16 protein-coding genes are annotated in these 17,987 nt (G+C 64.8%); 4 read left to right on the top strand and 12 right to left on the bottom strand.

Going from position 1 to position 17,987, the window contains the following annotated elements; translation table 11 throughout:
* Nucleotides 1–24: 24 nt before the first annotated feature.
* From DFP86_RS16040 to DFP86_RS15995, 10 genes are all read right to left on the bottom strand, one after another.
* Complete coding sequence (locus tag DFP86_RS16040) at nucleotides 25–939, bottom strand: lipase secretion chaperone (RefSeq protein ID WP_133683102.1); 915 nt, start codon at nucleotides 937–939, stop codon at nucleotides 25–27.
* A gap of 1 nt (nucleotide 940) precedes the next feature.
* On the bottom strand, nucleotides 941–1,873 hold the full coding sequence (locus tag DFP86_RS16035; protein WP_208108365.1) for a lipase family alpha/beta hydrolase: 933 nt from the start codon (nucleotides 1,871–1,873) through the stop codon (nucleotides 941–943).
* 144 nt (nucleotides 1,874–2,017) lie between these two features.
* Nucleotides 2,018–2,794, bottom strand: a complete 777-nt coding sequence (gene cobA / locus DFP86_RS16030) for a uroporphyrinogen-III C-methyltransferase (protein WP_133683100.1) — start codon at nucleotides 2,792–2,794, stop codon at nucleotides 2,018–2,020.
* Nucleotides 2,795–2,805: 11 nt separating this feature from the next.
* Nucleotides 2,806–5,499, bottom strand: a complete 2,694-nt coding sequence (locus tag DFP86_RS16025) for a nitrate reductase (RefSeq protein ID WP_133683098.1) — start codon at nucleotides 5,497–5,499, stop codon at nucleotides 2,806–2,808.
* A 34-nt stretch (nucleotides 5,500–5,533) separates the two neighbouring features.
* On the bottom strand, nucleotides 5,534–5,854 hold the full coding sequence (nirD, locus tag DFP86_RS16020; protein WP_133683096.1) for a nitrite reductase small subunit NirD: 321 nt from the start codon (nucleotides 5,852–5,854) through the stop codon (nucleotides 5,534–5,536).
* Between the two features lie 10 nt (nucleotides 5,855–5,864).
* Nucleotides 5,865–8,321, bottom strand: a complete 2,457-nt coding sequence (gene nirB, locus DFP86_RS16015) for a nitrite reductase large subunit NirB (RefSeq protein WP_243729422.1) — start codon at nucleotides 8,319–8,321, stop codon at nucleotides 5,865–5,867.
* A gap of 11 nt (nucleotides 8,322–8,332) precedes the next feature.
* Nucleotides 8,333–9,535 (bottom strand): nitrate/nitrite transporter, encoded by a 1,203-nt coding sequence (locus tag DFP86_RS16010; protein ID WP_133683094.1) that lies wholly within the window; start codon nucleotides 9,533–9,535, stop codon nucleotides 8,333–8,335.
* A 196-nt stretch (nucleotides 9,536–9,731) separates the two neighbouring features.
* The gene (locus tag DFP86_RS16005) at nucleotides 9,732–10,883 is read right to left on the bottom strand and encodes a CmpA/NrtA family ABC transporter substrate-binding protein (RefSeq protein ID WP_133683092.1); all 1,152 of its coding nucleotides are present in this window, start codon (nucleotides 10,881–10,883) and stop codon (nucleotides 9,732–9,734) included.
* A gap of 9 nt (nucleotides 10,884–10,892) precedes the next feature.
* Complete coding sequence (locus DFP86_RS16000; RefSeq protein ID WP_133683090.1) at nucleotides 10,893–11,483, bottom strand: ANTAR domain-containing response regulator; 591 nt, start codon at nucleotides 11,481–11,483, stop codon at nucleotides 10,893–10,895.
* 69 nt (nucleotides 11,484–11,552) lie between these two features.
* Complete coding sequence (locus DFP86_RS15995; RefSeq protein ID WP_133683087.1) at nucleotides 11,553–12,269, bottom strand: substrate-binding periplasmic protein; 717 nt, start codon at nucleotides 12,267–12,269, stop codon at nucleotides 11,553–11,555.
* Between the two features lie 125 nt (nucleotides 12,270–12,394).
* Between DFP86_RS15995 and DFP86_RS15990 the strand changes: the two genes are divergently transcribed.
* Complete coding sequence (locus DFP86_RS15990; protein ID WP_133683085.1) at nucleotides 12,395–13,564, top strand: aminotransferase-like domain-containing protein; 1,170 nt, start codon at nucleotides 12,395–12,397, stop codon at nucleotides 13,562–13,564.
* Here DFP86_RS15990 and DFP86_RS15985 read toward each other — a convergent pair whose 3' ends face one another.
* Nucleotides 13,565–14,044 carry a DUF456 domain-containing protein gene (locus tag DFP86_RS15985; protein WP_133683083.1) on the bottom strand — a complete coding sequence of 160 codons (480 nt, stop codon included), beginning with the start codon at nucleotides 14,042–14,044 and terminating at the stop codon, nucleotides 13,565–13,567.
* An 11-nt stretch (nucleotides 14,045–14,055) separates the two neighbouring features.
* Nucleotides 14,056–15,045 carry a TerC family protein gene (locus tag DFP86_RS15980; RefSeq protein WP_133683081.1) on the bottom strand — a complete coding sequence of 330 codons (990 nt, stop codon included), beginning with the start codon at nucleotides 15,043–15,045 and terminating at the stop codon, nucleotides 14,056–14,058.
* A 461-nt stretch (nucleotides 15,046–15,506) separates the two neighbouring features.
* On the opposite strand from DFP86_RS15980, the gene DFP86_RS15975 reads away from it, so the two are divergent.
* From DFP86_RS15975 to DFP86_RS15965, 3 genes are all read left to right on the top strand, one after another.
* On the top strand, nucleotides 15,507–16,274 hold the full coding sequence (locus DFP86_RS15975) for an amino acid ABC transporter substrate-binding protein (protein WP_133683080.1): 768 nt from the start codon (nucleotides 15,507–15,509) through the stop codon (nucleotides 16,272–16,274).
* Between the two features lie 88 nt (nucleotides 16,275–16,362).
* Complete coding sequence (locus tag DFP86_RS15970) at nucleotides 16,363–17,043, top strand: amino acid ABC transporter permease (RefSeq protein ID WP_133683078.1); 681 nt, start codon at nucleotides 16,363–16,365, stop codon at nucleotides 17,041–17,043.
* Nucleotides 17,040–17,807 (top strand): amino acid ABC transporter ATP-binding protein, encoded by a 768-nt coding sequence (locus DFP86_RS15965; RefSeq protein ID WP_133683076.1) that lies wholly within the window; start codon nucleotides 17,040–17,042, stop codon nucleotides 17,805–17,807. Before DFP86_RS15970 ends, DFP86_RS15965 begins: the two co-directional genes overlap by 4 nt.
* The last annotated feature ends 180 nt before the right edge of the window (nucleotides 17,808–17,987 follow it).

Here is a 17,987-nt window from a genome sequence, read left to right as displayed (position 1 = left end):
CGCGAAGCAACGCACCAACCACGGTTACGGCGTATAAGCCCCCAGCCGCAAACGCTCCTGAGCATTGAAGTTCGCCGTCTCCAGTGCCGAGATCGCCTGCTGTTTCTGCTCGGCCGCGCGTGCCGGGTCGGCCAGGATCTGTTGCCGCTGACGCAGATAGCCATCGATACGCTGCTGCCAGGCGGCCTGTTCCCGATCCAGCTGACTCAACCGGTCTGCCGCCGCCTGCCCCACCATGCGGCTGCGCAGGGCATAGACGTCTTGCTCGCTCCCGCCTTGTTGCCGAAGCTTGGCTTCCGCCTCGGACAAGGTGAGCTGGATCACCGGTTCGCGCCGCGCCGCCAACAGATCGGGCGGCAGGGCGCTTTCCAATTGGGCGAGCTCGGCCTGCTTCTCTGCCGCGGTCAGTGTCGGGTTCGTCTGGATGCGCAGTCGGGCGACGGTAAATCGGTCGTAAGCGTCTTCCGCGCCAAACAGACCCTGCACTTCTTGCGGCGAGAAGAAGCGGGGGCGAATGGCCGCGATCCGATCCAGCCGATCGGCAACGCTGCTATCGGCCGACAGTTTGAGACCGGCCAGCGCCTGGCGATAGGCCACATAACGGTCGAACAACGCCAATGCCTGCTGTAGCGCCTTGGCCGATAGGCTGTGCTGCAGATTCTGCTGCAAGGCTTTGCGGATTGTCGACATATCGCGCTCGCCATAGGTGGCGAGGAAATAGTCGAACAGTCGGCGTAAGCCCATGTCGATTCGCAGTGCGCCACCGGCATCGTCCCGCGCGGCACCATCCACCCGCGTGCCGCGCTGCGATGGCGCCGTACCCTGCATGGCGGCGGGCGCCCGCGCCACGAGCGCTATCGGCGCCGGCGCCGCGCGGGCCCAGAGCCAGCCCCCGAGCGCCAGCCCGCCAAACAGCGTCAGCAAGATGCCGGCGCGCATGTCACAGCCCCGCGTTCTTCAGCCGGTTCGCCTGTTGACGGTACAGGGTCACCGGGCTGACTTCGAACGGATCCACCAAACCGAAGCTCTGGTTGATCTCGTTGACGTGGTTCATGTGGTAGTTGTCGCGGATCACCTGCCCCAGGTGGGCCGAGCAGGTGGCAACCAAGCCGTCGGACGGTGTCGAGCCGAATACCAGGCCCAGTGCGCCGACCGGACCGGACAGCGGGTCGAGGACATTGGTCGCCGTGGCCGAACCGGTCCACGAGTAGTAGTTGATACCGTTGGCCTGGTAGTCGCCCTCGCCGCAGGCCGTGTTGGGCACGCCGCCGGGGAACTTGGCGGAGAAGGCCAGCGAGCCTGACGTGGTCAACGAGTTCAGCGCCCCGAGTGGTTGTTGCGGTTGATCGCCGCTGCCGGAGAAGAACGCGAGCAGCGTGCCGAGCGCTTTGGCGGCCGCCAAGGCCACCACCCGGCTGACCGAGCCGTCCGGCGCCAGCCCGCTGACCACATCGGCCACGGTCGAACCCCGGTTCACGCCACCGACCGAGGTCACCGAGGCCACCAGGTCCGGCCGCACCCCCGCCACATAACGCGCGGTCGGCGCCCCCTGGCTATGGCCGATCAAATTCACTTTGGTCGCACCGGTGATCGCCAGGATCTGCTGCACTTGCTGCAGCAATTGCTCGCCGCGCTGCTCGTTGCTGCCGGTCGCCGACACTTGCGCCACGAACACCTGGGCGCCGTCGGTCTTCAATGCCGCCGGCACTTGGTAGAAATAATCGACCCCCAGTATCTGGCCGAAACCAAACAGCCCGTGCACCAGGACGATCGGATAGCGGGTTTGGGTATACCCGCTACCGGTGCTGGCCATGGCCGGCACACTGAGTGCCAGGGCCAGCATCAGCAGAAAACGCTGCCATTTTCGTTTCACTTATTTCTCCTTGATATTTTTCGTCGTAAGGGTCAATCACCCATTTAACGAAATATGCAAAGAGAATATAAATGTACAGAGAATATACAAACGTATGTATACAATCCTGACGAGGATCGCCCGAAACCCTCGTCAGTGCAGGATTCAGCCTAGCAGACCAGCACGGCCGGCTGACCGAAATGTCAGGTCGTCCCGCACTGTCGGCATGGCCGCATCGACGGCCTCGGCCACGGCGCTTCCCACCAGAATGACGGCCGGACTGCCCATGCCGGCCCGGGCCGCGTCGCGCTCCAGCCCGGCCAGCGTGGTACATAGCCGCCGCTCTTGCGCGGTGCTGGCCCACTGCACCACCGCAGCCGGCGTACTGCCCGGCAAGTGGCGCAATAGCGTCCGGCTCAGACTGCCGAGCCGGCTCATGCCCATGTAAATGGCAAGCGTGGTGCCGGTGGCCGCCAGCGCCTGCCAGTCCGGCTCGCTATGATCTTGCGCATGCGCGGTCACCAGCGTCACACCCCGGCAATGCTGGCGGTGGGTCAGCGACATGCCCAGGCTGGCGGCGGCGGCCAACGCCGAACTGATGCCGTTGACGATCTCCACCGCGACGCCGTGCCGGCGCAGATAATCGATTTCCTCGCCCGCGCGGCCGAACAGCAGCACTTCGCCGCCCTTGACCCGCACCACGTGCTGGCCGCGTAGTGCGTAGCGCCGCATCAACCGCAGGATGAAATCCTGCGGTGTCGACTTGCAACCGCCGCGCTTGCCGACCTTGATCGCGCGCGCCCGCGGCGCCAGCGCGACGATGTCCGGATTGACCAGCTCGTCCATCAACAGCACATCGGCCTCGGCCAGGCAGCGCGCGGCCCGCAAGGTCAACAGTTCCAGGTCGCCTGGGCCGGCGCCCAGCAAGGTCACTTTGCCCATCGTTTTTCCTCTCAGGCCAGCGCCGCTTGCGCGGCGGCCAGGCGTTTCAGTTCCGGCAGGCACGAGCCGCACACGCTGCCGCAGCCAAGCCCGCTCTTCAGTTGTTCGATGCTGTCGCCATCCGCCAGGCGCTGGCGGATGGCGGACTCGCGCACTTCTTTGCATTGGCACACCACCCGGTCGCGCGGCGCGGCGGCGCCCGCCGGTGCGAAGGCCGCGAGCCGCGAGCCCTGCCAGGGTGCGCCGGCCACCAGGCACTCAAGTAGCCGGTCCGCCCCCGCCACGTCGCCGGCGAACACAAAACCGGCCAGCCGGTCGCCCTGCCAGCGCACGCGCTTGAGCATGCCGCGCCGGTCGTCGCGGTACTCCAGCACCGCCGGCCCGGTCTCGAACGCCAGCGTCGCCAGCAGTCGCAGCAGCCAATCGCCAAGCGCCTGCGTGTGCGCGGCGCGCAGCACCACCACGTCCTGGCCGGCGAGGCCCAGCGCGGCGTAATCGCAGGCGGCCAAGAGCGGCGCGAGCCGCGCCTGTAGCGCCGGAAGATCGCCGTCGCAGAGCGCCGCGGTTACCCGCCACGGCAGATCGAGCTTGGCCACCTTGACCGCCGCATGCTTAAGCTCCGGCTGGAACGATTGCCCGTCGACCGCCGGCTGGCTGGCTTCATTAACGCCGCCGCTATTGAGGAACTGGCCGTTCCAGTGCATGGCGGCGAACAAAGTGCCGCGCATCACCTCGTCGGACAACGCCAGCGGCAGTACCAGTTGGCCGCGTTTGCTGCTGACGCGCAGCAGATCGCCGGCAGCCAATCCGCGTCGCTCGGCGTCTTCCGGATGCATCTGCAGCGCCGGTTCCGGGCTATGCGCGAACAATTGCGGCAGCCGCCCGGTGCGACTCATGCCATGCCATTGGTCGCGTAGCCGCCCGGTCAAGAGCCGGAACGGGTAATGCGCCGAGACGTTTTCGGCCGGCGGCAGGTAGGACGGCGCGTGAAAGCGGGCACGGCCATTGGCGGTGGCGAAGCGGCCGTCGGTATAGCGACGTGCCAGGCCGGTGGCGGCACCGACCGGCAGCGGCCACTGTTGCGGCCCCGTGCGATCCAACAGCGCATAGTCCAGTCCGCCGATGTCCAGGTCGCGCCCCACGGTCAGGGCGCGGTGCTCGTCGAACACACGGTCGGGGTCGGTGTGGGAGAACAGGCTGGCGGCCCCCGGATAGAGCAGCGTCTCCAGCCGGCGCGCCACTTCGCCGACAATCCAGCCGTCGCGCCGCGCCTCGCCCGGCGGCGGCACGGCGGCGCGCACGCGGCTGATACGACGCTCGGAGTTGGTGACCGTGCCTTCTTTTTCGCCCCAGCCCGCCGCCGGCAGCAGAATGTCGGCAAAGGCGGTGGTATCGGTATGGGCAAAGGCATCTTGCACCACCACCAGTTCGGCGCACGCCAACGCCTCCCGCACCAGCGGCAGATTGGGCAGCGAATGCGCCGGGTTGCTGCAGGCGATCCAGATGGCCTTGACGCGTCCCTGGCGCAGCGCCTCGAACATGGCGACGGCCGGCAAGCCGGCTTGATCCGACAGCCGCGAGACCGGCACGCCCCAGTGCCGCGCCACGTCGAGGCGATGCTCGGCATTGCCGATGTCGCGATGCGCCGCCAGCATGGTGGCCATGCCGCCCACCTCGCGCCCGCCCATGGCATTGGGCTGGCCGGTCAGCGAAAACGGTCCGGCGCCGGGCCGGCCCAACTGGCCGGTCGCCAGATGCAGATTGATCAGCGCTAGATTCTTGTCGGTGCCGTGGCTCGACTGGTTAAGCCCCATCGAATACAGCGACAGGCTGGCCGGGCTCCGGCCGAACCACTCGGCGGCCGTCACCAGATCCGACTCGCGGATGCCGCAGATTTCCGCCGCCATTTTCGGGGGGTAATCGCGCACCAGCCGCTTGAGTTCGGCGAAGCCCTCGGTATGGGCGGCGACATAGTCGGCGTTCACCAGCCCTTCCCAGATCAAGTGGTGCAGCATGCCGTGAAACAGCGCCACGTCGGTGCCGGGTTGGATCTGCAGATGCAGATCCGCCATGGCGGCGGTATCGGTGCAACGCGGGTCGATCACGATCCAGCGGCAATCCGGCCGCGCGTCGCGGGCGGCTTCCAGGCGGCGGAACAGCACCGGGTGGGCATACGCCATATTGCTGCCGGCGAACAACAGGCAGTGGGCCGCCTCCAGATCGTCGTAGCAGGTGGGCGGGCCGTCGGCGCCGAAAGCTTGTTTGTAGGCGGTGACGGCGCTGGACATGCAAAGGCGCGAGTTGGTGTCGATGTTGTTGGTGCCCACCACGCCCTTGGCCAACTTGTTGAACAGGTAATAGTCCTCGGTCAACAGTTGCCCGGAGACGTAGAAGGCCACCGCGTCCGGGCCGTGGCGGCGGATGATGCGGGCGAAACCGTCGGCCACGCTGTCCAGTGCATCATCCCAAGCGACGCGCGCCCGGGCCGCTTCGCGGGTCAGCCGCATTTCCGGATAAAGCGCACGGCCGCTGTCGCTGGCGGCACTGGCCGCCAGCGACAGCCCCTTGCCGCACAGCCGGCCGAAATTGGCCGGATGTTCGGGGTCGCCGCGCACGCCGGTGATGCGCGCGCCGTCGCTTTCGATCAGCACGCCGCAGCCCACGCCGCAATAGCAGCAGGTGGAGCGGGTTTCGATGTTGGCCATGATGTCTATCCTCGTCCTGACGGCACGTCCCGGCCTACAAGGCGAGCCAGACCATGCCGTCTTCCAGCTTGGACGGCACCCGGCGCGCGCAGCCCACGTCCGGCGCGCGGGCTTCGCCGCTGGCCAGCTCGATTTGCCAGCCGTGCAGCGGGCAGGTTACGCTATCGCCGTGCACCATGCCCTGGCTGAGCGGGCCGCCCTTGTGCGGGCAGCGATCCAACAGCGCGAACACCCGGTCGTCGTCGGTGCGGAACAGGGCGATATCGCCGTCGTCGCGCGCCAGTACGCGGCTACCCAGCGGCGGAATGTCGGTCAGGGTGCATACCCGCACCCAGCTTTCGGTGGCTTTCTTCATGGTGGCAACCTCAGGCAATCACTTTGAGCGGAATGAATTCATGCTTGGCGCCACCGGCGACCCGTTCGCCCCACGGGTCCGGCAGGCCCTGCAGGGAAAACAGCAAGCGCTGGTATAACGCTTGGCGATTGGCGGCATCCGCCACCACCCGCGCTTTGATGTCGTCGAGCCCGACGCGGGCGATGTAGTGAACGGTACGATCGAGGTAATAGGCCTCCTCGCGGTACAGCTGCAGGAAGGCGCCGGCGTACTCCTTGACCTCTTCGGCCGTTTTGACCTTGCACAGGAACTGCGCCACCTCGGTCTTGATGCCGCCGTTGCCGCCGACATACAACTCCCAGCCCGACTCCACCGCGATCACCCCCACGTCCTTGATGCCGGCCTCGGCACAATTGCGCGGACAACCGGATACCGCCAGCTTCACTTTGTGCGGCGACCACATATTGGCCAGCATGGTCTCCAGATCGATGCCCATCTGCGTGCTGTTTTGCGTGCCGAAGCGGCAGAACTCGCTACCGACGCAGGTCTTCACCGTACGAATGGATTTGCCGTAGGCATGGCCGGAGGGCATGCCCAGATCGCGCCAGACATCCACCAGATCCGCTTTCCTCACCCCCAGCAAATCGATGCGCTGGCCGCCGGTAATTTTCACCATCGGGACTTGGTATTTGTCGGCCACGTCGGCGATGCGGCGCAGTTCGGCGGCGTTGGTCACGCCGCCCTTCATCTGCGGGATGACCGAAAAGGTGCCGTCCTTCTGGATGTTGGCGTGCACCCGCTCGTTGATGAAACGGCTTTGCGGATCGTCCACCGCCTCGTGCGGCCAGCTCGACAGCAGGTAGTAATTGATGGCTGGCCGGCAAGTGGCGCAGCCGTTGGGTGTGCGCCATTCCAGGAAATGAAAGACCTCGGTATGCGAGAGCAGATGCTGCGCCTTGATGGCCTGGCGTACTTCCCCATGGCTGTAGTCGGTGCAGCCGCAGACCGCCCGGGTCTTGGGCGTTTGTTGGAAATCGGTGCCCACCACGCTCATCAGGATCTGCTCGACCAACCCCGAGCAGGAGCCGCAGGAGCTGGCGGCCTTGGTGTGCTTCTTCACCTCGTCCAGGGTGAACAAGCCTTTATCCTGAATGGCCTTGACGATGGTGCCCTTGCACACGCCGTTGCAGCCGCACACTTCGTCGCTGTCTTGCATGGCGGCGGCGCGGCTCTGGCCTTGCACCCCGGCGTCGCCGATAGCGGATTCGCCGAACATCAGGCTATCGCGCAGATCGTTCACCGCACGGCCTTCGCGCAACAGCTTGAAGTACCAGGCGCCGTCGGCCGTGTCGCCGTACAGGCAGACACCGACCAGTTTGTCGTTCTCGATCACCAGCTTCTTGTAGACCCCGCCGGCGGGGTCGGACAGGACGATCTCCTCTTGTCCCTCGCCGCCCATGAAGTCGCCGGCCGAATACAAATCGATGCCGGTGACTTTCAGCTTGGTCGCCAGCACCGAGCCCTGGTAACGGCCGATGCCCAGGCGCGCCAGGTGGTTGGCGCACACCTTGGCCTGTTCGAACAACGGCGCCACCAGGCCATAGGCCACGCCGCGATGGCTGACGCATTCGCCGACCGCGTAAATGCGCGGGTCGAAGGTCTGCAGCGCATCGCTCACCACGATGCCCCGGTCGCAATGCAGGCCGGCGGCCTGCGCCAAGGCGGTATTGGGGCGGATGCCCACCGCCATCACCACCAGTTCGGCCGCGATTTCCTCGCCATCCTGAAAGCGCACCCCGGCCACCGCACCCGCGGCATCGGCGACGAGCGCGGCGGTCTGCTTGCCCAGCAAGAAGGCGATGCCGCGCGCCGCCAGGGCCTGGCGCAGCAAGTCGCCCGCCACGGCATCCAACTGCCGATCCAGCAACCAGTCGCCCAAGTGCACCACGGTGACGTCCATGCCGCGCAGTCGCAGGCCATTGGCGGCCTCCAACCCCAATAGGCCGCCGCCGATCACCACGGCATGGCGCTTGCAGGCCGCCGCCGCCATCATCGCCTCGGTATCGTGGATGTCGCGGTAACTGATGACGCCGGCCAGATCCTTGCCCGGCACCGGCAGCATGATCGGCGTGGAACCGGTGGCCAGCAGCAGCCGGTCGTAGGCGGCCTCGGTGCCATCGTCGGCGATCACCACGCGCCGCACTCGGTCGATACGATTCACCGTCTTACCCATGTGCAAGGCGATGCCATGCTCGGCGTACCATTGCGGCGTATTGAGGATAATGTCTTGAAACGCCTGCTCGCCGGCCAGCACCGGCGACAGCAGGATGCGGTTGTAATTGGGGTGCGGTTCCGCGCCGAAGACCGTGATGTCGTACAGTTCCGGCGCCAACGCCAGCAGTTCCTCCACGGTGCGGATGCCCGCCATGCCGTTGCCTACCACCACCAGCTTTTGTCTTGCCCGAACAGGCACTTGCGACATATCCATCTTTCTCTCCTTCACACCCTGGCGGCGGCGACCGTCCAGTGGGCGCGCCAGCGTTGCTTGACGCCCACCAGGCTCAACCAGGCCAGCGCACAGAGGCCGGCGAACACCCACAGACCGGCCGCGTAACCGCCGGAGGCTTGTTTGATGGCGCCAAGCCCGGCGGCCAGGGCAAAGCCGCCCACACCGCCGGCCATGCCGACCAGACCGGTCGTCACGCCGATTTCCTTGCCGAAGCGCTGCGGCACCAGTTGGAACACCGCGCCGTTGCCGGCCCCCAGGCACAGCATGGCCAGAACGAACAGCAGCAATACCGCGCCGGCGCCACCCAGGCCGAAACCGGCGAGGCCGATGAGCAGCGCCGAGGCCAAATACGCCATCAGCAAGGCGCGCACGCCGCCCAGACGGTCGGCCAGCATGCCGCCCAGCGGACGCATCACGGACCCCGCAAACACACAGGCGGCGGTGTATAGCCCGGCGGTTCTGGCATCGAAACCGAACTGGTCGTGAAAGTAGCCCGGCAAGGCGCTGGCGAAGCCGGAGAAGCCGCCGAAGGTCATGGCGTAGAAAAACATCAGCCACCAGGCATCCCGCTCTTTCAACACCGCCAGGTAATCGGCCAAGCGCTTGGGCGCCGGCGCACCGGGTGCCTCTTGCGCGCAGGCGCTGTAGAGCCCCAAGGTCAGCAGCAGCGGAAGACAGGCCAGGCCGAACACGTTCTGCCAGCCGTAGGCCAATGCCAGCGCCGGGGCGAATAGGGCGCTGAGCACGGTGCCGGAATTACCGGCGCCGGCGATGCCCATGGCCGTACCCTGGTGCTGCGGCGGATACCAGCGCGACGCCAGCGGCAGGGCCACCGCGAACGAAGCCCCGGCCACACCTAGAAACAGGCCGAACCAGAGCGCGGCGCCGAGGCTGTCGATCCCCAGACGCCAGGCGGCCAAGAGCGCCACGATCACAATCGCTTGGCCGATCTGCCCCGCCCGCTTGGCGCCGAATCGATCGACCAGCACACCCATCAACAGACGCAGCACGGCGCCGGCCAGAATGGGGGTCGCGACCATCAGCCCGCGTTGTCGGGTCGACAGATGCAGCGCGGCGGCGATCGGTACCTGCAACGGGCCCAGCAAAGACCACACCATGAAACTGAGGTCGAAATACAAAAAAGCGGAAAACAGGGTCGGCTTGTGTCCGGCTTGCCAGAAAGTTCGGTCCATGTCTGCTCCCAAAATCGCCAAAACAAAAACGGCGCCCTCCCCGATGTACTTCGGGTGAGGACGCCGTTGTCCGTTGGGAGGCTGCCCGCATTGGCCGCCGCCCGTGTCATTCGGCCGACGCGCCATTGCGCCGGATGCGGGAGACTACGCAATTAGCATGCCAGCCTCGACCGGGCTATTTAGCGCCCGTTCACGCTCATGAGCGCCGATTGATGCACTGCAACAGTGCATCGGCACCCCGATTTGCACCAGCATTGTGCGGTGCGGCAAACATCGTCGGGCCGGTCATGTCATCCATCAACACACCGTCGCGATCGGCGCTATCCGGCAGCGGCAAACCGCACAGTCCGGCCGCGGCACGGTACAACTCGGTCTGATTCAACGGGTCGACCCATTCGGCGCCGGGCTCGCCCTGCCACATGCCCCAGCGCCGGTATTGCTGTAGAAACCACAGGCCATCGGAGCGATAGGGGAAATTGACCCGGCCCTCATCGCAAAAACGCAGATCGCCGCTTTGCGGCGCGCGGTTCGGCCAATGCCGCAAGATCAGCGCGGCAGGCATCGCCAGGTAGTCGTCCTCCGCCAGCCAAGCCGCTGCTTGCGCGCGGTTTTCCAACCGATCCAACCAGCGGCAGGCCAAGAGCAGCACCTGGATCAACCGCTGCGCCAGCAGCGGCCGTTGCCGCGCCATATCGCGCCGGCAGGTCAGTACTTTTTCCGGATGATCCAGCCAAATGCTCGAACTATCCGCCACCGGCACCGCCACGCCATCGCGCTCGGCGACCGCATGCCAAGGCTGACCGGCGCAAAAGCCATCCAGCATGCCTGCTTGCATGGCCTGGCTCATCTGCGGCGGCGGGATCACCACGCACTTGACGTCGCGAAACGGATGCACGCCTTGTGCCGCCAGCCAGTAATACAGCCACATGGCATGGGTGCCGGTGGGGAAGGTATGCGCCAACACCAGCGGCCGGCCCAGCCGCCGGGCGATCGCCGCCAACCCCACTCCCGCGCGCCATTGTTCGGCCAGCGGCGGCGCCAGGCTGATGCCCTGGCCGTTCTGGTTCAAAGTCATCAGGATCGCCATATCGCATTGCGGCCCGGAAAGCCCCAACTGCATGCCGTATACCAGGCCGTATAGCGCCTGGGCGGCATCCAGCTGGCCGGCGATAAGCTTGTCGCGCACCGCCGCCCACGAGGGTTGACGCTGCAGTTGAAAATCCAGCCCGTGAGCGCGATCCAGTCCCAGCTTGCGCGCCGCCACCAGCGGGGCGCAGTCGGTCAGCGGCACAAAGCCCAAGCGGATCGGCAGCGGTGCGGAAGTCGAGAAGTCGGCGTTATCGGTCATGACGGTCTTTCAGCCAAGCAGTTTGCTGGCGTCGATCAATTGGCGGGATAGTTCGGCCAGCCGCAGGCCGGATTGCATCGCTTGGCTTCGCAGCAAGGCGTAGGCTTCGGCTTCGCTCAGTTGGCGGCGTTGCATCAACAGACCCTTGGCCCGCTCGATGAGCTTGCGGTCGGCCAACTGCTGTTCCATGTCGGCCAGGCGCTTCTTCAGCTTGGCATCCTCTTCGAATTTCACCCGCGCCATATCGATGATGGGCGCCAGCCGCTCGGCCGCGATCCGATCCACCACATAGGCGGTCACCCCGGCGCTGACGGCGGCCTGGATGGCGGGCAAGCCGCCCTGTTCGGCGAACATCACCACCGGATGCGGCGCGGCCTGCCCCATCGCCGCCAGTTGTTCCAGCGTGTCGCGCGAGGGGGATTCGGTATCGATGATGATGACGTCCGGTTTTTGCGCCTCGACCAACTGCAATAGCTCCGCCGCACCCTGCGCCTGGGCGATCACGTGATAGCCGGCACGGGTCAAAGCGTCATGCAATTGTTGCATCGGCCGGGCCGTGTCATTCACCAGCAAAAGCCGCAGTTTGCTAGAAGGACTCATGGCGGATCCATGGAACGAATGTCATGAACTAAGCAAATGGCATGCCCGCTGCAGTGCCGCGTAAAGCCATCAATAACGCCGGCGGATTCGCTCCAGCGTGCCGTCGTTGCGCATGGCGGTCAGCGTGTCGAGCAAGCGCTGTAGGGTGGCGTCGGGCAAAGAGGGGCTGCAGGCCAGATAGAGCGAGGTGGTCTCGAACTGGATGATCGGGTGGATATCGGGCTGCTTCAGCTTGGCGAGCAAGTAGCGCGCGTGGAACACGCCGCTCGCCCAAAAATCGATCCGCCCGAGCGCCAACATCTGGACATTACGCGCATCGTCGTTGATCTGCTGAACGTGAAAGCCCCGCTCGATCAAATACTGCGCCACGGCATCGCCTAGATAACCGCCAATCGCGGACTGGCGGATATCGTCCAGCGACCTCATGCCGGCCGGGCTATGCGGGCCGGCGTAGATGGCCCAGGCGTTATTCAGCAACGGGCCGACCCAACGGAATTGCTTCTCGCGCGCCGCGGTGCGGGTGGTGGAGTACAGGCAGGCCGTTTTATCCGTCACGGCGATGTGGTAGGCCCTGATCCAGGGCATGAGGGTCAGCGTGTAGGGGACGTCGGCGCGGCGAAATAGCTCGCGCACCATTTCAGTCGAGACGCCGCCGATCTGGCCGTTGTCTTCCAGGATATTGAACGGCGGGTCGTCTTCGGTGAGCAGCCTGACCGGCTCGCCGTGGGCAACCAGCCCAGCACACAATGCGACCGCCGCACACAAGCGCCCGAATGCCTTATTCATTTTCCCCCCCGTCGAACTATAGCAAGTTGCCGCCGGGGTGCTAATGGCATAGCTATTGTCATAGGGTGTGTCGATGGCTTACTGTAAAACCGCTACGCCCGAGTCCACCCAGGAGCCGCCGTCTCATGCCATTGTGTACCCTGTCGCGCCGCGCACTGCAGCTAAAAAGCTCGGCCATCCGCGAAATTTTGAAAATTACCGAACAGCCGGACGTCATCTCGTTTGCCGGCGGTCTGCCTAATCCAGCCACCTTTCCGGTCGCGCAGATCCGCGACGCGGCGGACCGGGTGCTGGTCGAGCAAGGCGCCAATGCGCTGCAATACAGCCCCACGGAGGGCTACGCACCGCTGCGCGCCTGGATTGCCGAACGGCACAGCTTGCCCGGCGCACCGGTGTCGCCGGAACAAGTCTTGCTGACCACCGGCTCGCAACAGGCGCTGGATCTGCTGGGCAAGGTATTGATCGACCCCGGTAGCCGCGTCCTGGTGGAAACCCCGACCTACCTCGGCGCCATCCAGGCCTTCGGCTTATACGAGCCGCACTTCGTCTCGGTGCCCAGCGACGACGACGGCCTAGTGCCGGAAAGCCTGGACGACGGCCTGTGTCACGGCGCCCGTTTCCTGTACACCTTACCCTCGTTCCAGAACCCGACCGGCCGACTGATGCCGCTGGATCGGCGGCAAGCACTGGTCGAACGGGCCGCCAGGCTCGGCCTGCCGCTGGTGGAAGACAACCCGTATGGCGATCTGTGCTACGACGGTGCGCCGCTGCCGACGCTACGCGAGTTGAATCCGCATGGCGTGGTCTATCTCGGCTCGTTCTCCAAGATCCTGGCGCCGGGCTTGCGTCTCGGCTACGTCATCGCCGAGACGGCGCTGATCGGTAAACTGGTGCAAGCCAAGCAGGCGGCCGATCTGCACACGCCGAGCTTCACCCAGATCGTCGCGCACCAAGTGGTCAAGGACGGCTATCTGTCGCAGCACATCCCGCAGGTGTGCCAACTGTATGCCACGCAATGCCAGGCCATGCTGCAAGCACTCGAAGCGCATATGCCGGCTGGCGTGCACTGGAACCGGCCGCGCGGCGGGATGTTCCTGTGGCTCGCCTTGCCGGAAGGCATGCGCTCGCTCGACGTACTGCAACGCGCGCTGGCCGAAAAGGTGGCGTTCGTGCCGGGCGAGCCGTTCTATACCGGCGCCCCCGACCCGCGCACGCTGCGGCTGTCCTTCGTCACGGTGCCGCCGGCGCGCATCGAAGAAGGGGTGGCGCGTCTGGGGCGGCTGCTCGGTGCGTGATCACACCAGCCAAGCCACGCCGAACCAGATCAGCATGGCGAGCGCCAGCAGCAGCTTGCAGAGTGCCGCCAGCAACAACCCGCCGCCGGCGTACAGGCCGGCGCGACCGGCCTGACGCCAGTCGCGCCCGGTCGAGCGTTCGCCCAGCAACGCGCCCAACACCGGGCCGATCAGCATCCACAGCAGGCCGCCGAACATCCCGATCAAACTGCCCAGCCCGGCGCCGATCGAGGCGCGCGAGCTGGCGCCGGCGCGCCGCACCAGCCAGGCGGCGGCCAGGTAGTCGGCGAGCCAGGCCATGAACGCCAACACAGCCAGCGCGATCAGCGTCGCGCCGCCGACGTGGCGGTAGCCGTCAAGTCCGGCGGCAAGCCACAAGCCGCCGAAAATCAGCGGCACACCGGGCAAGAGCGGCAGAAAAATCCCCATCAAGCCGATGACAACCATCGACGCCGCCAGCAGAAACCACACCGTTTCCATCTATCTCCTTTTCAACATTCGTCGCGCCAACCATCGGTCGGCGCCTGCCGCGCCGTGCGGCGCAGCGACAGCACGACTGACGTGACGATGATCGCCGCCACCACGCCGAGCGAAAATAGCACCGGCACGTGGAACACATCCATCAGCAACATCTTACCGCCGACGAAAACCAGCACGATGGCCAGACCATACTTGAGCAAAGAGAAGCGCTCGGCCATACCGGCCAGCAGGAAATACATGGCGCGCAAGCCGAGGATGGCGAACACGTTGGAGGTCAGCACGATGAACGGGTCGAGCGAGACGGCGAAGATCGCCGGAATCGAGTCGACCGCGAAGATCAGATCGGAAATCTCCACCAGCACCAACACCAAGAGCAGCGGGGTGACGAAACGCACCGCCTTGCCGTCGCGCATCTGCGTCACGACAAAACGTTCGCCATGCAAGCGGTCGGTCACATTGAGACGGCGCCGCAGCCAAGCCAGCAGGGCATTGTCGGCCAGATCGGGCGCCTCGTCCGCCGCGCGCCACATCTTGATGCCGGTCAACAGCAGGAAAGCGCCGAAGACGTACAGCAGCCAATGAAACTGGTTGATCAGCCATACGCCGCCGAAGATCATCGCCGAACGCATGACGATGGCGCCGAATACGCCGAGCGCCAGCACCCGCTTTTGCAACGCCGGATCGATGGCGAAATAGCCGAACAGGATCAGCCAGACAAAGACGTTGTCGACCGCCAACGCCTTCTCGATCAGATAGCCGGTGACGAACGCCAGCGTCTTGGCATCGGCCACTTCGCGCCCCATGGCATGGTCGAGGTAGCACCACAACAGTCCGGCGAAAGCCAACGAGACGCCGACCCAGACGGCCGACCAGACGGCGGCCTCGCGTAACGACACCCTATGCGCCTTGGCGCCGCCCACCGCCAGCAAGTCGATCAACAACATGACGAGGACGAAAGCGAAAAAGCCCGCCCACATCCACCAGGTTCCTATGGTTTCCATCGATGATTCTCCCGGTCAGACAACGGCCGCGGCGCCACCATGGCGCACAAAAAAACGGCCCGAATCCATTGCGGACTGAGGGCCGTGTTTTTGCCTGACAAGGGAGACCTCAGCTTACGCAGCAAAGGTCTTGCTCGCAGCCGGCGGCTGCCTGAAGTGCCGGGACGCCCGAATCGGGCCATCCGTATTGACGACACCCCAGCGAAGAGCTACTCCCCCTTGGGATCGTGCCAGCATAGGAAAAGCGGACATAGCCGTCAAGAGGCGCCGGCGGTTCACAACGCCACGATCGTCTTGCCGAGGTTTTCGCCACGCGACATGTCGATATTTCTTCTTGAGATAAAAACATAAGTTATTATTATTTCTAGGACTATTCTATACCTGTTAAAGTCGGTGTCAGTCATACCGGCAAGCCACCCACGGTCAAGCCGGACAAAACACATCAAGAACCAGGAGCTATCATGAAATTCGTCCCGACCCTTCTGCTGGCCGTTTCCCTGCCGTTGGCCGCTTCCGCCGCTTTGGCCGACGATCTGGCACAGATCAAATCCGCCGGCGTGATCAAGTTCGGCACCGAGGGTACCTATGCCCCGTTCACCTTTCACGATGCCAGCGGCCAGCTGGTCGGCTTCGACGTCGAGTTGGGCCAGGCGCTAGCCAAGCGCATCGGCGTGAAGGCCGAGTTCGTCGAAGGCAAGTGGGACGGCTTGATCGCCGGCCTGGACGTCAAGCGCTACGACGCGGTGATCAACGAAGTGGGTATCACCGACGCGCGCAAGGCCAAATACGATTTCTCCAACCCCTACATCGTCTCCAAGGCAGCGCTGATCGTGCGCACCGACAACCGCAGCATCAAGTCGTTTGCCGACCTGAAGGGCAAGAAGTCGGCCAACACGCTGACCAGCAACTTCGGGAAGATCGCTCAGGCCAACGGCGCCGAGATCGTTCCGGTACAGGGCTTCAACGATGCCATCGAGCTCTTGGCTTCCGGCCGTGTCGACGCCACCGTCAACGACAGCCTGTCGTTCCTGGACTTCAAGAAACACCAGCCGAAAGCGCCGGTGAAAATCGTGGCGACCGACGCCAATGCCGATTCGTCCGGCGTACTCTTCCGCAAGGGCAATCCGGAACTGAAGGCCGCCCTCGACCGTGCGCTGGCGCAGTTGAAGGCCGACGGCACCTATCAAAAGATTTCGCGCAAGTATTTCGGCGCCGACGTCTCCAAGTAAACTAAGAGATACGCTGAGTCAACGAGATGCCCCGGCGCCAGCGCCGGGGTCTTTGCTTTTATTGCGCGCGCATAGATGAAGGAAAATCATGCACGATTGGTTGCAGTTGATGTGGGAATCCCTGCCGCCCCTGCTCTACGCAGGCGTGGTCTTTACCGTGCCGCTGACGCTGCTGTCGTTCGTGCTCGGTCTGAGTCTGGGCTTCGCGACGGCGTTGACGCGCCTGTTCGCGCCGGCGCCGCTGGTGGCGGTGGTGCGGTTTTACGTTTGGCTGATCCGCGGCACGCCGCTGTTGGTGCAGCTGTTCTTGATCTTCTACGGTCTGCCCAAGGTCGGCATCGTGTTCGATCCGTTTCCGGCCGCGCTGATCGGTTTTTCGCTCAATGTCGGCGCCTATACCTCCGAAGTGATCCGGGCCGTGATTCAGTCGGTACCCAAGGGACAGTGGGAGGCGGCCTACTCGATTGGCATGACCTGGCGCCAGGCGATGCAGCGCACCATTCTGCCGCAAGCGACGCGCGTGGCGGTGCCGCCCCTGGCCAATACCTTCATTTCGCTGATCAAGGACACTTCGCTGGCGGCGGTGCTGACCGTGCCGGAAATCTTCCAGGCGGCACAGCGCATCGCCTCGGTCACCTATGAACCGCTGATTCTGTATACCGAAACCGCGCTGATCTATCTGCTGTTCAGTTCGGTGCTGTCCTGGGGACAACAGAAACTCGAGATCCACTTTGGCCAGCACCTGACGCAGGAAGGAGCGCGCCCATGATTCGCTTGTCGCAGATTCAGAAACACTTCGGCGCGCACCCTGTGCTCAAGGGTATCGACCTACTGCTGCCGGCCGGCTCGGTCACTGCGCTGATCGGCCCGTCGGGCAGCGGCAAGAGCACGCTGCTGCGCTGCGTCAACCTGCTGGAAATGCCGCAGCACGGCAGCGTGCAGGTCGGCGAGACACGCATCGATTTCGATCATCGCGGTCAGCACTCGCGCCACGCCATCCTGGCGCTGCGCCGCCAAACCGGCATGGTGTTCCAGAACTTCCAGCTGTTTCCGCACCGCACCGTGCTGCAGAACGTGATGGAAGGTTTGGTGACGGTACAAAAATGGTCGCGCGACCAAGCACGCGAGCGGGCGATGACTTTGCTGGAAAAAGTCGGCATGGCGCACAAGGCCGACGCTTGGCCGGCCACGTTGTCGGGCGGCCAGCAGCAGCGGGTGGCGATCGCCCGCGCGCTGGCGCCGGCGCCGCAAGTGCTGTTGTGCGACGAGCCGACCTCGGCGCTCGACCCGGAGCTGGCCGGCGAGGTGGTCGAAGTTCTGCGCCAACTGGCGCAAGAGGGGATGACCATGCTGATGGCCACGCACGACCTGCGGCTGGCGGCCAACATCGCCCAGCATGTGGTCTTCCTGGAGGACGGCGCGGTGATCGAGTCCGGCGCGCCCGACGCGGTGTTCGGCCAACCGCGCCATCCGCGCACGGCGGATTTCGTGTCCACCCTGACCGGTGCCCAGCGTCTGACGCCCGCCCAGTAAGGCCAATCGATCGACCCAATCCTGCCCGGCATATGTCGGGCATTTTTTTGCCTATTGCGCCAACCCGTGTCGTTCCCGGGCGATTTGCCACACTTCATGACCACCGCATGTCAAATGCCGCTGGTATTTTTACATAAAGATATTTTATTATTAGCAATCGGCAATATGCCGCCCTTCCAA

The organism is Paludibacterium purpuratum (genome assembly GCF_004363805.1).
Taxonomy (GTDB): domain Bacteria; phylum Pseudomonadota; class Gammaproteobacteria; order Burkholderiales; family Chromobacteriaceae; genus Paludibacterium; species Paludibacterium purpuratum.
The sequence above is the reverse complement of the archived record's forward strand: the minus strand, read 5'-3'. Positions and strand labels throughout refer to the sequence as shown.

Bases quoted from the DNA above. Each gene is read 5' to 3' on its own strand.
- DFP86_RS15990 (WP_133683085.1), top strand. From the start codon at position 12,395: ATGCCATTGTGTACCCTGTCGCGCCGCGCACTGCAGCTAAAAAGCTCG.
- DFP86_RS15970 (WP_133683078.1), top strand. From the start codon at position 16,363: ATGCACGATTGGTTGCAGTTGATGTGGGAATCCCTGCCGCCCCTGCTC.
- DFP86_RS16005 (WP_133683092.1), bottom strand. From the start codon at position 10,883: ATGACCGATAACGCCGACTTCTCGACTTCCGCACCGCTGCCGATCCGC.
- DFP86_RS16010 (WP_133683094.1), bottom strand. From the start codon at position 9,535: ATGGACCGAACTTTCTGGCAAGCCGGACACAAGCCGACCCTGTTTTCC.
- DFP86_RS16000 (WP_133683090.1), bottom strand. From the start codon at position 11,483: ATGAGTCCTTCTAGCAAACTGCGGCTTTTGCTGGTGAATGACACGGCC.
- DFP86_RS15975 (WP_133683080.1), top strand. From the start codon at position 15,507: ATGAAATTCGTCCCGACCCTTCTGCTGGCCGTTTCCCTGCCGTTGGCC.
- DFP86_RS16040 (WP_133683102.1), bottom strand. From the start codon at position 939: ATGCGCGCCGGCATCTTGCTGACGCTGTTTGGCGGGCTGGCGCTCGGG.
- nirD (WP_133683096.1), bottom strand. From the start codon at position 5,854: ATGAAGAAAGCCACCGAAAGCTGGGTGCGGGTATGCACCCTGACCGAC.
- DFP86_RS15965 (WP_133683076.1), top strand. From the start codon at position 17,040: ATGATTCGCTTGTCGCAGATTCAGAAACACTTCGGCGCGCACCCTGTG.
- DFP86_RS15980 (WP_133683081.1), bottom strand. From the start codon at position 15,045: ATGGAAACCATAGGAACCTGGTGGATGTGGGCGGGCTTTTTCGCTTTC.
- cobA (WP_133683100.1), bottom strand. From the start codon at position 2,794: ATGGGCAAAGTGACCTTGCTGGGCGCCGGCCCAGGCGACCTGGAACTG.
- DFP86_RS16025 (WP_133683098.1), bottom strand. From the start codon at position 5,499: ATGGCCAACATCGAAACCCGCTCCACCTGCTGCTATTGCGGCGTGGGC.
- DFP86_RS15995 (WP_133683087.1), bottom strand. From the start codon at position 12,269: ATGAATAAGGCATTCGGGCGCTTGTGTGCGGCGGTCGCATTGTGTGCT.
- nirB (WP_243729422.1), bottom strand. From the start codon at position 8,321: ATGGATATGTCGCAAGTGCCTGTTCGGGCAAGACAAAAGCTGGTGGTG.
- DFP86_RS15985 (WP_133683083.1), bottom strand. From the start codon at position 14,044: ATGGAAACGGTGTGGTTTCTGCTGGCGGCGTCGATGGTTGTCATCGGC.